This is a genomic window from Acinetobacter pittii (genome assembly GCF_034064985.1).
Classification (GTDB): Bacteria; Pseudomonadota; Gammaproteobacteria; order Pseudomonadales; family Moraxellaceae; genus Acinetobacter; species Acinetobacter pittii_H.
This window is the reverse complement of record NZ_CP139249.1, coordinates 1-13,681: the sequence shown is the minus strand read 5'-3', so window position 1 is coordinate 13,681 and position 13,681 is coordinate 1. Positions and strand designations below refer to the sequence as shown.

10 protein-coding genes are annotated in these 13,681 nt (G+C 39.2%); 1 reads left to right on the top strand and 9 read right to left on the bottom strand.

The window, feature by feature from the left end:
- Positions 1 to 74: 74 nt before the first annotated feature.
- The 3 genes from SOI76_RS00050 to SOI76_RS00040 form a co-directional block, all read right to left on the bottom strand.
- Positions 75 to 1,079 (bottom strand): putative solute-binding protein, encoded by a 1,005-nt coding sequence (locus tag SOI76_RS00050; protein ID WP_104080770.1) that lies wholly within the window; start codon positions 1,077 to 1,079, stop codon positions 75 to 77.
- Between the two features lie 351 nt (positions 1,080 to 1,430).
- Positions 1,431 to 2,438 (bottom strand): putative solute-binding protein, encoded by a 1,008-nt coding sequence (locus SOI76_RS00045; RefSeq protein ID WP_002115480.1) that lies wholly within the window; start codon positions 2,436 to 2,438, stop codon positions 1,431 to 1,433.
- Positions 2,439 to 2,693: 255 nt separating this feature from the next.
- Positions 2,694 to 3,698 carry a putative solute-binding protein gene (locus SOI76_RS00040; RefSeq protein WP_104080771.1) on the bottom strand — a complete coding sequence of 335 codons (1,005 nt, stop codon included), beginning with the start codon at positions 3,696 to 3,698 and terminating at the stop codon, positions 2,694 to 2,696.
- A gap of 253 nt (positions 3,699 to 3,951) precedes the next feature.
- On the opposite strand from SOI76_RS00040, the gene yheS reads away from it, so the two are divergent.
- Positions 3,952 to 5,880: an ATP-binding cassette domain-containing protein gene (yheS, locus tag SOI76_RS00035; RefSeq protein ID WP_104080772.1), complete on the top strand. Its 1,929-nt coding sequence runs from the start codon at positions 3,952 to 3,954 to the stop codon at positions 5,878 to 5,880.
- Positions 5,881 to 5,930: 50 nt separating this feature from the next.
- On the opposite strand, the gene SOI76_RS00030 is transcribed toward yheS, so the two are convergent.
- The 6 genes from SOI76_RS00030 to dnaA all read right to left on the bottom strand — a co-directional run bounded on the left by SOI76_RS00030 (position 5,931) and on the right by dnaA (position 13,621).
- Positions 5,931 to 6,857 (bottom strand): hypothetical protein, encoded by a 927-nt coding sequence (locus tag SOI76_RS00030; RefSeq protein ID WP_104080773.1) that lies wholly within the window; start codon positions 6,855 to 6,857, stop codon positions 5,931 to 5,933.
- 125 nt (positions 6,858 to 6,982) lie between these two features.
- On the bottom strand, positions 6,983 to 7,375 hold the full coding sequence (gene cybC / locus SOI76_RS00025; protein WP_104080774.1) for a cytochrome b562: 393 nt from the start codon (positions 7,373 to 7,375) through the stop codon (positions 6,983 to 6,985).
- A gap of 35 nt (positions 7,376 to 7,410) precedes the next feature.
- Complete coding sequence (gene gyrB / locus SOI76_RS00020) at positions 7,411 to 9,879, bottom strand: DNA topoisomerase (ATP-hydrolyzing) subunit B (RefSeq protein WP_002115497.1); 2,469 nt, start codon at positions 9,877 to 9,879, stop codon at positions 7,411 to 7,413.
- 52 nt (positions 9,880 to 9,931) lie between these two features.
- Positions 9,932 to 11,014, bottom strand: coding sequence for a DNA replication/repair protein RecF (gene recF / locus SOI76_RS00015; protein WP_104080775.1), 1,083 nt, complete (start codon positions 11,012 to 11,014; stop codon positions 9,932 to 9,934).
- A gap of 14 nt (positions 11,015 to 11,028) precedes the next feature.
- Entirely contained in the window at positions 11,029 to 12,177 is a 1,149-nt protein-coding gene (gene dnaN / locus SOI76_RS00010) for a DNA polymerase III subunit beta (RefSeq protein ID WP_104080776.1), read from the bottom strand.
- A gap of 97 nt (positions 12,178 to 12,274) precedes the next feature.
- Positions 12,275 to 13,621, bottom strand: a complete 1,347-nt coding sequence (dnaA, locus tag SOI76_RS00005; RefSeq protein ID WP_414017398.1) for a chromosomal replication initiator protein DnaA — start codon at positions 13,619 to 13,621, stop codon at positions 12,275 to 12,277.
- Between the last annotated feature and the right edge of the window lie 60 nt (positions 13,622 to 13,681).

Here is a 13,681-nt window from a genome sequence, read left to right as displayed (position 1 = left end):
ATATTGAGTATAGCATAATCAATATAGGGTCTGTCTTCGAAGTTTAAAGCGAATCTTGAGTATTTTTATCAAGATTATTTGTAATTCTCGTCTTGTAAGCCACATTCGAAGTTTTTAGCATCTTGCTTACAACGGAATTGCCATAATAGTTTCATCATGCGTTTATCGTACACACCGCGTTGTGTAAGGTTAATTCGAGACTCACGCATGAGCTTTTGGTAGCCCGGTTTATCGGCTGCCGGGACATCCATCCAGTATTTTTGTGGAATATCCGCTTTCATTTTACCCAAGATGGTAAAAGCACGTGGTAGCTGACCTGAAACCCACTCTCTAGATTTCTGTCCAAAACCAGCTGGGAACTTATCAGGGCGGATAATAATATTTCCTGTGACTTGTAAGATCGGATAGTTCACAATCGCACCCTTTGTTCCTAAACCTTTTTGTAGCTCTAACGGTTTAAATGCTGCTGCTGGTGCACCAATAATATCAACTTGATGGTTATTAAATTTCGCACCGAAATTTGTTACATCAGCACTAACCGCCTGTGCCCCGACCTGCTGAACCATAATTTTTTGTGCTTCATCATAATCAAGAACAGCAATTTTCTTACCGGCGGCTTTCGCTACTGTATTGATACTACGGTCATTTACTAAAAGATAAGCATCACCAACTGGAATAACACCGACAACCTCATAGCGACCATTAACCATATATTTACTAAAAGTCGGACTCGCTAAACCTTGCATCACTTTTACAGCAAGCTTGAGGTCAGGAATGGCCCCGATCGCGTCTAATGACCCAGTAAATGAGTTAAATTGGCGACCACGCATCCCTGACACGCTAATACCATCACATTTACCCGCTTTAAAATCTTCAGCAATCACGGCTTCGTTTTGGTTTACTTTAAGCTCAATATCAGCTCCCCAGTTTTTTGCGGCAAGTTGATAATCCTTCATTAGTGCATAAACGTCGCCATTTTTTCCAACGAAGTCAAAAACACATACTGTTTGTTTAGCCTCGGCTGCAAAAGAAACTGTAGTAAGTCCCATAGCAAGTAATAGTATTTTGGAAAATTGCATATTCTTTTTCCTTTCCTTGTGGAGTTTTTGTTTTTCGATACCAAGAAATTTCACACCAGCAGGTATGAATCGGATAGGCTTCACATAAAAATCATGTTGGAATATTTTTATAGACCGTTTTTGCTTTTATGATTTTATTTCCATGAAAAATAGATAGCGATTAACCTACCTATTAGCAATTATTTTAATCACTCAAGTCCTTGATCCATTTTTATACCTTCATGTTTCCTTATGAAGTTTTTATCTAAATTTAGCTTAACGTCTTTCTAACTAACCACAATGGCAGAACTGACAGCGTATATAAAACAAAAAGCCTAGAACTCAGTCTAGGCTTTTTGAAAGAAATTAGGATTATTCACCAGGCATTGAACATTCAAAGTTAGCTTTGTCTACAGAACAACGCGCTTTTTTGAGTACAGACATCATTCCAGCATCGTAAACACCGCGTTTAGTTAAGTCCATACGGCCATCACGCAACATTTTTTGATACTTAAGTTTGTCTTCTGCACTTAAGTTCATTTTGTATTTGCCAGGAATTTGCGCTTCTAAACGGTTGATCATTGCAAAGCTCTTCGGTAACTGTTTAACAAACCAGTCACGAGATTTTTGACCAAAACCAGCTGGGAATTTATCAGAACGTAATACTAGATCTGCTGTAACATGTAATACAGGGAAATTCCACATTACACCGTTTGCGCCTAAACCTTTATTTAACTCTAATGGTTTGTAAGCATAAGCAGGGGCACCTACCATATCTACCTGACCATTATTAAATTTAGCAGCAAAGTTTGAGATATCAGAAAGAACTGCTTGAGCACCTACACGTTGTACCATAATTTTTTGTGCATCGTCATAGCCAAGTACAGCGAATTTTTTACCCGCAGCTTTTTCAACAGAGTTGATGTTTTTGTCGCGTACGAAAATGAATGCTGAACCTAGCGGAGAAATACCAGCAACTTCGTATTTTTTACCACCCATATTCGTGGTCATTTTTGCTGCATTACGCGCATCTAATACATAAGTAATTGCACGTTGAGCGATTTGGTTATTTGGAACACCACCAAGTGAGTCGATAGATCCTGCGAATTTGTTATATTGGCGTGCACGCATTGCTGTCATTGCCACAGCATCACATTTACCCGCTTTAAAATCATTATCAGCAACAGCCTCGTCCTGACGAGGAACTAAGTTAATTTCAGTACCCCAGCCTTTTGCAGCAAGAGCCCATTCTTCCATCATTTTATATGAGTCGCCTGCTTTTCCTAAGAGGTCGAATACACATACGGTACTCGCTGCTTGCGCTGAAGCAGAAAAACCAACAACAGAAGCGGCAGCCATAGCAAGTACGATTTTTTTCATTTTCTTCATCCTTCCACGGAACAGATTTTTTGTTTGAAGTTTCCTTTCAAACACAGATATTAATCATGTTTTTTAGAAAAAAATAGAGCTTTTACTCAAATATTTTTATCTCATTGAACCATTGTTTGTTCAATTTAAATTATTTATTAAGGATAAAAATGAATAAGTTTCCATAAGTTACTTTTTATATTCACAATTTTCATACCCATATTCAGCTTTGAAATATATGTAGCGTTTTTGTGTTTAAAAAATAAACTACTCTCCATTAAGCGTACATTCAAAATTTGTCCGTTCAACTGTACAGCGGGCGCGCTTCAGCACACTCATCATTGTTGCATCGTATACACCTTGTTTTGTTAAGCTGAGGCGACCTTCACGTAAAATTTTTTGATATTTAGTTTTGTCTTCTGCTGAAAAATTAATTTTAATTTTTGAGGGTACACCCATTTCTAGCCGCTTTATCATGGCAAAATTCTGGGGTAATTTTTGTATAAACCAAGCACGTGACTTTATACCAAAATCTGTGGGGAACTTATCACTTCGGGCAATTAAATCACCTGTGACGTTAACTACGGGGAAAGTAAACATTGCCCCTTTTACTCCCACCCCTTTACCAATCTCTAAAGGTTTATAAGCATAGGCTGGTGCCGCAATTGCATCGACTTGGCCACTATTAAACTTTTTCACAAAATCGGTAATTTCTGAAGGAATGGGCTGAGCGCCAACGCTTTCTACCATAATTTTTTGTGCTGCGTCATATTGCAAAATAGCAAACTTAGTCCCACGTACTTTTTCAATTGAGTTGAGGTTTTTATCTCTTACAAATAAATAAGCCAATCCAATCTGAACAATACCAACGACCTCGTAATTGGTTCCAGTTTGTGTAGTCACCATGCGATGTTTATTACGCTTATCTAAAACATAACTAATAGCTTTTTGGGCGATTGCATTACTGGTTACCCCTCCAATCGCATCAATTGAACCTGCAAATTTATTATAATTTCGCGCCCGCATGGAGGTCATATAAGCAGCGTCACATTTTCCTTCACGCAGTCTACGGTCAACTAAGCCTTCATCTTGAAATGGAATTAAAGTGATATCTACTTGCCATTCTTTCGCTGCAAGCGCCCACTCTTCCATCATTTTATAGGACTCACCTGACTTTCCTAATAAATCAAACACACAGACACTTTGCCCAGCATGTACTGTCCCCACAGCACAGCAAAATACTGCACCAATTATCCCCAATCTTTTTTTCATTTGACTTTCCTTAGTCTAGTTTTATTAGTAGCTCATTAATCAACCAAATTTCAAACTGTTTTTATTTTAGCCATATTTTTTTAAAAGTATTCTATCTTGTTCAATATTTTGAAAATTTCGGATGAATAGCGAAATTTAGAATGTCTGGATATATCTAATTATTAATACCTGCTCACTAAAATCCGGAAAGTTTTGTTTTCATCGGCAGTTCTCTTTAAAATACAGCATCCCTAACTCACCTCGATACAATAAGATGATTCAATTTGACCAAGTTTCTTTACGCCGCGGTGGACGTGTTCTATTTCAAAAAGCGTCTATGCAATTACACCCAGGTTGGAAGATTGGTCTAACTGGTGTAAATGGCGCAGGTAAATCGACCTTATTTGCTGCATTACTTGGAAGTTTAGGTGCAGATGAAGGTTCACTCACTCGTCCTTCAGGTTGGACCGTGGCGCATATGGCGCAAGAAGTAAAAGCCCTAGATATGCCTGCAATTGATTTTGTTCTTTCAGGTGATGAAGAGTTTTGGGATATTCAAAATAAGCTTGCTCAACCAGATCAACTGACTGATTTTGAACTGGCTAAATTGCATGGCCGCTTTGATGAAATTCATGGTTATTCAGCGCCCTCTAAAGCTGCGCAGCTCATGGCAGGTCTTGGCTTTCTAGAAAATCAATTACGTTTGAACGTTGAGAGCTTCTCAGGTGGATGGCGTATGCGTTTAAATTTGGCGCGTACATTGATGAGTCGTTCTGATCTACTCTTACTGGATGAACCAACCAACCACTTAGATTTGGATGCAATTCTGTGGTTAGAAGATTGGCTTAAAGCCTATGAAGGTACACTCATTCTAATTTCGCATGACCGCGACTTTTTAGATGCGATTACAGATCATATTCTTCACATTGAAAATCAAGAACTCACACTTTACACCGGAAACTACTCTACATTTGAAACCACACGTAGTGAACGTCTTGCTCAGCAACAACAAGCTTTTGAGAAGCAGCAAGAAACACGCGCTCACTTACAAAAGTTTATTGACCGTTTTAAAGCAAAAGCGACTAAAGCTCGTCAGGCACAAAGTCGTATTAAACAACTTGAGCGCATGCAGCAACTTGCACCAGCCCATGTAGATACGCCGTTTACTTTTAGTTTCCGTGAACCGACTAAAATGAGTTCACCATTGCTGACTTTAGACAATGCCAGCATTGGTTATGGTGATAAACAGATAGCCGAAAAAATCAGATTACAAATTACACCAAACTCACGTATTGGTTTACTGGGTATGAACGGGGCAGGTAAGTCAACACTAATTAAGAGTTTGGTTGGTGATTTACCACTCTTGGCAGGTGAACGTAAAGCTTCCGAGCTGCTTAATATCGGTTACTTTGCGCAGCACCAGATGGATGCTTTAGATGGTCATGCTAGCCCAATGTTACAGCTTGCCCGTATAGCAGATAAGCAAATCAGTGAAGCCACTCTACGTTCATTCTTAGGTAGTTTTGGCTTTAGTGGTGAACGCATGGATACACCATGTGAAAGCTTTTCTGGTGGAGAACGCGCTCGTTTAGCCCTAGCACTCATTGTATGGCAGCGTCCAAATGTTTTAATTCTCGATGAACCGACGAACCATTTAGATCTTGATATGCGTCATGCACTGAGCATGGCATTACAAGATTTTGAAGGTGCCGTTGTTCTGGTTTCCCACGAACGTCAACTTATTGCAAGTGTATGTGATGAGCTTCTTTTAGTACACGGCGGTAAATGTACTGAGTTCGAGGGTGATTTACAGGACTATGCTAAATGGCTACGTGAAGCACGTCAGCAGCAAATCAATGCTCAGACTGCCGTCGCACAGAATAATTCGTCCTCTGCCGCTCCAGCGCCTGCTAAAGTTGATAAAGAAGCACAGCGTAAAGAAGCAGCTCGCCGTCGTGAACAGACTCGACCTATTCGTAAAAATATTGAAAAGGTTGAATCACAAATTGAAAAGCTACAACCGCAGCTCGCCAAAATTGAAGAATCCTTAGCAGACACATCTTTATATGATGCTGCACGTAAGGATGATCTACTCAAACTTATGAATGAGCAGACAGAGCTGAAAGCTAAACTTGAGCAACACGAAGAGCAGCTTTTGGAACTCATGATGGAATTAGAAGAAATGGAAGCTTCTTTTGATTAATCCATTTTCTAAAATAAAAAAGCCGATTTCTTAATCGGCTTTTTTATTGATTAGTAAGGCGTATAAAAAGCCCCTAATTCATTTAAATTGGTATTGATCGGTAAAGGCCAAATATTGCTTGATAAGCTGTCTGCAATATATAAATCGTATCCGCCTCGACTCCCTGTTTGTCCTGCAAGAGACACCACCATGTAACGCTGATCTAAAGGAGCTGGATCGGAAGTATCATAATTAATATTGTTAAATGGCAAACGTGTAGTTTGTTTATTAGCCATATCATAAATATAGATCTGGTCATGAGGATTTGTTGGGTTATACCAGCGCACATATAAGAACCGACTTCCTTGCCACCATACTGGATAATATGAAGCGATATTGGTCAGCTGTGTATCATAAGCACCCGACTGATCAATACTAAAAATTCTAGAATTATTTCCAGCACCTTTTGCATACAAAATTTGAGTGGTATTCACCATCGGATAAGGCATCGATTCTTCTATATCCCAACCATTTTGAGTCACAGAAGTCATCGTCCGATCCGTCATTTTAATGATTTTTAGATCGCCATTTTGTTTAAAAATAATACGCTGGTTATCTATAAATTTAGGGTCTTCATCGCGCTTATTATTGCCTTGAGTTAAGTTAATAGGTAACTCAGTGCTTCCGACCTTCCATACATATACATCCCATGCATCGCCATAATGCTGTCCAGAATTCACTCCCATAAACGTTAACCATTTTCCATCTGGAGAGAAATGGCCATTCATCATATGGTCAATTTTCCAATTTGTGCCGAGTAATGTGGTCTGCTGTGTTGTGAAGTTATAAAGATAAAGCTTACTGTCCCATGCCTCATAATCACTATAACGATGAAATACTAATTTTCCATAAAAGGTGGGGGCTATCGCAGCATGCAGTTGAAATAAACAATTAAAAAAAATGATCCCAATGCATAAGAGTATGTGAGTTTTTTTCAAAATTATATTCTCTTGATATAAATGAAAACTACCATTGAAATGGCAGGTTAAAAGTTCAGTTCTTACCAAAAAAAAGGCTTTGTCTTAAATTAAACAAAGCCTTTTTCTTTAATCATCATAAACAATTATCTAAATTTTTTATGATTTTCATTTCGTATTGTGACTAAATTGATTGCTTCAGTTTTGGCTTGATCTAATTGTCCTTGCTCAACCAAAGCAGTTACTTTATCAATCTCGGCAACAAGCTGATCTAAACCGGCTTGATACTCTTTTACCTGTACATTTTCTGATGGCAAACCTTCGATTTTATGCGGTAAATATTGCTTAGAAGAAACTGCTGCTTCACGCATTACCACAAGCTGTTGTTTCGCGTTATCAGTATCTTTCGCTTCAGCAAATGCTTTAGTACTCTTAGCTAAAGTTTTCATATTCGTTTCTAGGTCTGCCGCCGAAACAGCAGAACTTGCTAAAACCGCACATGAAATTAAAAGACTAGCTAATAATTTCTGACTCATCATTCTCTCCCTAGACTGATTTAGAATCATGTTATGAATTAAGCATCAATATCCGCATTTAAAGCATTCTCTTCAATGAATGCGCGACGTGGTTCAACATCATCACCCATTAAGCAAGAGAACATACGATCTGCTTCAATCGCATCATCAATTGTCACCTGCAACATATTACGGTTTTCAGGGTCCATTGTTGTTTCCCACAGCTGTTCAGCATTCATCTCTCCAAGACCTTTATAGCGTTGGATCATCATACCGCGGCGAGAATCTTGCAAAATATGTTGCCAAACTTGATGGAAGTTAGCCACTTGAATACGGCGGTCGCCTTTTTGTAAAAAAGCACCATCTTCAAGTAAAGTGAACCAACTCTTCGAGTTTTTCAACAAACGTGCATATTCAGCCGAATTCAATAAAGCTGCATCAAGCAAGTACGCATGTGGCAGATTATGTACATACACCGTAATACGTGGCCAGTAATGTGCAGATTTTTCACCTTGAGCATTTTCACGCTCAAATGCCTCTAAAGAGATTTCTGGACGTAAACTTGGCTGTAATCTGGTAATGATATCGCGTACCTGATCTGCCCATTGTTGTACATAAGCTTCATCATGGTTTTGATCGCTCTTGAATGCTTCTACTTCAAGTAAAGCATCCAGTAAGCTAGCTGGATAACGTAAAGTTAAGCGCTGCAAGCTCTTTTGTGAAACTTGATAGTCCTGAATCACTTTCGCAAGTGCTTCACCAGTAATTGCAGGTGCTTCAGCATTGGTATGTAAAGATAGCTCATCAATTGCATTTGAGATGAGATAAGTTTCTAACGCATCATTATCTTTGATGTATTGTTCTTGTTTACCTTTCTTCAATTTATACAAAGGTGGCTGAGCAATATAAATATGACCACGCTCAACCAATTCCGGCATTTGACGGAAGAAGAACGTTAATAACAAGGTACGGATGTGAGAACCATCGACGTCAGCATCGGTCATGATAATGATTTTATGATAGCGAAGCTTATCAGGGTTATATTCTTCACGACCAATACCACAGCCAAGTGCAGTGATTAAAGTACCGACTTCCTGACTAGAAATCATTTTGTCAAAGCGTGCACGTTCAACGTTCAGGATTTTACCTTTCAACGGTAAAATAGCCTGCATTTTACGATTACGGCCTTGCTTAGCACTACCACCAGCAGAGTCACCCTCGACTAGATATAATTCAGAAAGTGCTGGGTCTTTTTCCTGACAATCTGCCAATTTACCCGGTAAACCTGCAATATCGAGAGCACTCTTACGACGTGTCATTTCACGTGCCTTACGTGCAGCATCACGTGCACGCGCAGCATCAATAATTTTACCGGCAATTGATTTTGCAGCTTGCGGGTTTTCAAGTAAGTAAGCAGAGAACTCTTTGTTCATTGCTTGCTCAACCGCTGGTTTTACTTCACTCGATACCAGTTTTTCTTTCGTTTGAGAAGAGAATTTCGGATCAGGTACTTTTACCGAAATAATCGCCGTTAAACCTTCACGTGCATCATCACCTGTCACATTGACTTTTTCTTTCTTGAGAATATTTTCATTTTCAAGATATTGGTTAAGACCACGCGTTAAAGCCGCACGGAAACCTGCTAAATGAGTACCGCCATCCTTTTGAGGAATATTATTGGTAAAACAACGCACGTTTTCTTGATAACTTTCATTCCACTGCAATGCAACTTCTACACCAATACCGTTTTCTGTATCAGCAGTGAAATGGAAAATCTCGTTTAGATGAGTTTTACCTTCGTTAATGTATTTTACAAACTCAGATAAACCACCTTCGTAGTCATATACATGCTCAAGGTTAATACGTTCATCACGTAAAACAATACGCACGCCTGCGTTTAAGAATGAAAGCTCACGTAAACGACGCGCTAAAATTTCAACGTTAAAAATAGTTTGACTAAAAGTTAGTTCACTTGGCCAAAAACGTACAGTTGTACCACTGCTATCCGTTTCACCAATCACACGTAATGGATATTGCGGATCACCGTGGTGATACTCTTGTTCGTGCACTTGGCCAGCGCGATTAATAATTAAATGCAATTTACTTGAAAGCGCATTTACAACTGAAACGCCTACGCCGTGCAAGCCACCTGAAACTTTATAGCTGTTGTCGTCAAACTTACCGCCTGCGTGCAGGATCGTAAGAATTACTTCCGCTGCAGACACCCCTTCTTCAGGGTGGATATCTGTTGGAATACCACGGCCATTATCAGAAACACTTACCGATTCATCTTCGTGAATCGTGACAATAATTTCGTCACAATGCCCAGCTAAAGCTTCATCGATTGCGTTATCGACAACCTCGAATACCATATGGTGTAAACCGGTACCGTCGTCTGTATCCCCAATATACATACCCGGACGTTTACGAACTGCATCTAATCCACGTAATACTTTAATACTAGAGGAATCATAAGCCTTTTCATTGGTTTGTTCTGTTTGAGAGGCTGATTGAGACTCTGAACTCATGGTTTCTCCCTAGCAAATATAGGTTTATTCAAAGATGGGTAACATCAAAAAATTATGGTGAAGCAAGACTAACTTGACCGGATTCAACATTGAATAATTGATATGAAATAGACAGATCATGTAAGTGTTTTTTTACCGATGCATGATCTAAAGTTGTCATAAAAACCTGGCTACCAAGTTGGCTTAATCGTTCAATTAAACGTTGTTGTGCGGTTAAGTCTAATTCTGCTGTCAGATCATCTAATAATACCACAGTTTCCTTATTACTCGCATGTAACATTGCAATTTGTGACAGTTTTAAGGCAATAATCAAGAGTTTTTTCTGACCTCTTGATAAAACTACATCAGCATGTCCAAACGGGGTTTTTAAGCGCAAATCTGCACGATGTGGGCCATATTCGGTATAGCGTCGTTCGATGTCTTTTTGGTGTTGATTCAGCAAGTCTTGCATGAGTCCCTGCTCTGTATGAAAACCGGGACTATATTCCAGTTCAATCTCTAGATCAGGTAGCAATTGACTTAAATCATTTTGAAAAAAGACATTCCATTGTTCCACAATACTTAAACGCTGAGAGTGTAAAATTTCACCATAATCACTCAACATTTTATTCCACGGCTCTAAATCCGTTAGAGAAATATTTCGTCTGGTTTTAAGTAAAGTATTACGCTGCTTTAATGCACGAGAATAATATTGCCAAGCAAAATAAAACTCAGGTTCCACGTGGAACATCAGCCAATCTAAAAGCTGGCGCCGAGGTTTCGCCCCATGGTCAATAATATCTGTACTTTGTGGATCAATATGCTGCAAAGGAAGCAGTTTAGCGAGTTGTCCTTGTGTAGCCACTGTATCGCCATTGACCTTCATCAACTGCTCACCAGAGGCCAACTTTTGCATGCCAATTTTTTCAGTTGCAGATTGCGCGAAAACAATCGCATCTTCAGCAGAGTATTGAATATAATTTTTAGGTATATGGGTGCGGAACGACCGCCCTGTTGCAAGCAAATGAATTGCTTCCAGAATTGAAGTCTTTCCTGAACCGTTAGCGCCATAAAATACATTAAACGGTTGCAACCCTTGGAGTGCAACCGTTTTTAAATTACGCACACGTTCAATATTTAAACGCGTAAGATGCATATGAAATAGCCAGATTATACACGCATCGGCATAACGACATAAGTTTGATCAGGATGTGCCGGATCTTGAACCAATACAGACTGGTTTGCCTCAGTCATGCTCATATTTACATCATCACCATCAAGCACACCTAAAACATCTAGCAAATATTGCGCATTAAATGACATTTCAAGAGGTATGTTTTGATACTGAATTGCTAAATCTTCAATCGCTTCGTCTTGTTCAGGGTTATTTGCACGTAACTGTAAAGAATCTTGATTAAAATTCAAGAAAACGCCACGTAACTTCTCATTACTCAAAATTGCGACACGTTGTAATGATTGTTTGAACACATCATGGCTAATTAACACATGTTTATCGCCACCACGTGGAATTACACGACGATAATCAGGGAATTTCCCATCAATCAATTTCGTCGTAAAACGAACAATGATATCGCCCTGCTCTTTGTCACGGCTCGGCGTATTAATTGTAACATTTAACAATTCACGGCCGATGAGCAATGTTAATTGTTCATCTTCAATGCTAAGTAAACGCTGCAATTCACCCACAGCTTTACGAGGCACAATTGCTTGAACCAATTGAGATGATGTAGAAGAAGCAGTGATTTCACAAAGTGCTAAACGGTGACCATCTGTTGTTACCGCACGCAATTGATTTTCATCAATTTCTAATAAAGTACCAGTTAAATAGAAACGTACATCTTGTACGGCCATGGCAAAAGCAGTTTTTTCAAATAAACGCTTTAGCTCACGTTGAGTAACTTGTACTTGTGTACCTTGACTATTTTCAGTGGTTAATAACGGGTAATCTTCTGCTGGTAAAGTACCTAATACAAAACGGCTATTACCAGACTTTAAGATACATCTTTGATCTTCAGTAATTTGTAAATCAATCAATGCAGCTGTAGGCAATGATTTACAAATTTCCATCAACTTACGAGCAGGAACAGTTGTTTCACCTGCTTCAATGCATGCCCCTTCTGTTAAAACAGTACTGGCAACCAGCTCGACTTCTAAATCAGAACCAGTAATGGTGAGTGCCTGAGCATTAGTCTGAATTTTGACGTTTGAAAGAATATTCAATGTATGACGACGTTCTACCGCACCGACAACATGCGATAAAACATTGAGTAAGCTTTCTTTAGCGATTTTCAAACGCACGATTCATTCCTCTAGCAACTTGGAGCAAATATTTCATTTTTTAGCTGTGTACTATGCTGCACTTACGTAGACTTTGCAACAAGGTCTTATTATTTCATTAACTCTGAAGTAGACGTAGTAGATTTTTATAATCTTCGTCAAAAATTGGATCTTCCTCTCGAAGACTCACAACTTTTTCACAAGCATGCATCACCGTACTATGGTCACGCCCACCAAAAGCCATTCCAATTTCAGGAAAACTATCACCTGTCAATTCACGAGCAAGACCCATTGCTAACTGACGCGGTCGAGCATAGATTCGTGTCCGTTTGGGTCCTACCAATTCTTTTAAAGGAATTCGGAAATATTCACTCACCACACGTTGGATATTTTCTACACTAATTGTACGTGCACGGATTGCCAATACATCTTTTAAAGACTCTCGGACAACATCAAGATCGATTGGCGCACCTTTAAAACGAGAAATTGCGACGACTTTATTGAGTGCCCCTTCAAGTTCACGGACATTGGCAACTACTTGTTGTGCAATAAATAATGCACAGTTTCGAGGTAAATCAACGCCGCTATTTTCAGCTTTTTTCAATAAAATTTCGATACGAGTTTCAATATCTGGTGGTTCAACGCCTACAGAAAGTCCCCAAGAAAAGCGAGAAACCAAACGCGGATCTAACTCGGTCAATTCTTTTGGATAGCGATCTGAAGTTAAAATAATCTGTTTAGATTCATCAAGTAAAGCATTGAATGTATAGAAGAATTCAACCAAACTTGCTTCTTTTCCTGCTAAAAGATGAATATCATCGACCAATAGCAAATCTAAAGAACGGCAATTTTTCTTAAACTCTTCAACTTTGCCTTTTTGCAAAGAACTTACAAAATCCTGAACGAAGCTCTCAGAGGTCATATACATCACCCGTGCATTAGGCTTGGCTTGCAATAAAGCATTACCAACTGCCTGCATCAAGTGAGTCTTACCCAATCCTGTCGGACCATATAAGAATAAAGGGTTGTGCTGTGAAGCACCTAATTGTGTTAACACTTTTCTACATGTTTCAGCAGCCATCTGGTTCGAGCGGCCTTCAACAAATAAAGAAAAAGTAAATTGAGGATTTAATAGCTTCTTTTTCAGTGTTTTTGAGTTTACTACACTATTAGTAGGTGAATTGGAAATAGCATCCGGTTCTTTTTTTACTTTAATGCTTTGTTGAGGTGCAGTTTGTAAAGCAGCCGTTGTAGTTGCTGGCTGTTCACTCGATGACAAAATACTACCAGGACGAGAATCAACTAAAATCTCAACCTGACGCACACGCCCTTCTGATAACTGTTCGGCCAATATAGAAATTAATTCTAAATGATTCTCTTGAATGTAACGCGTCCAATAAGGGTTAGGTGCATAAAGACGCAGTATACCCTCTACTTCTTCAGCAACTAATGGGCGAATCCACATCGCAAAGACGTTATCAGAGAGCTCTTGTCGCAAGCGAGTTAAGCAGTCTGTCCACAGCAT

Excerpts from the sequence above, each read along its gene's own strand:
- dnaA (WP_414017398.1), bottom strand. The coding sequence starts at position 13,621 with ATGTGGATTCGCCCATTAGTTGCTGAAGAAGTAGAGGGTATACTGCGT.
- yheS (WP_104080772.1), top strand. The coding sequence starts at position 3,952 with ATGATTCAATTTGACCAAGTTTCTTTACGCCGCGGTGGACGTGTTCTA.
- SOI76_RS00040 (WP_104080771.1), bottom strand. The coding sequence starts at position 3,698 with ATGAAAAAAAGATTGGGGATAATTGGTGCAGTATTTTGCTGTGCTGTG.
- cybC (WP_104080774.1), bottom strand. The coding sequence starts at position 7,375 with ATGATGAGTCAGAAATTATTAGCTAGTCTTTTAATTTCATGTGCGGTT.
- SOI76_RS00045 (WP_002115480.1), bottom strand. The coding sequence starts at position 2,438 with ATGAAAAAAATCGTACTTGCTATGGCTGCCGCTTCTGTTGTTGGTTTT.
- recF (WP_104080775.1), bottom strand. The coding sequence starts at position 11,014 with ATGCATCTTACGCGTTTAAATATTGAACGTGTGCGTAATTTAAAAACG.
- gyrB (WP_002115497.1), bottom strand. The coding sequence starts at position 9,879 with ATGAGTTCAGAGTCTCAATCAGCCTCTCAAACAGAACAAACCAATGAA.
- SOI76_RS00050 (WP_104080770.1), bottom strand. The coding sequence starts at position 1,079 with ATGCAATTTTCCAAAATACTATTACTTGCTATGGGACTTACTACAGTT.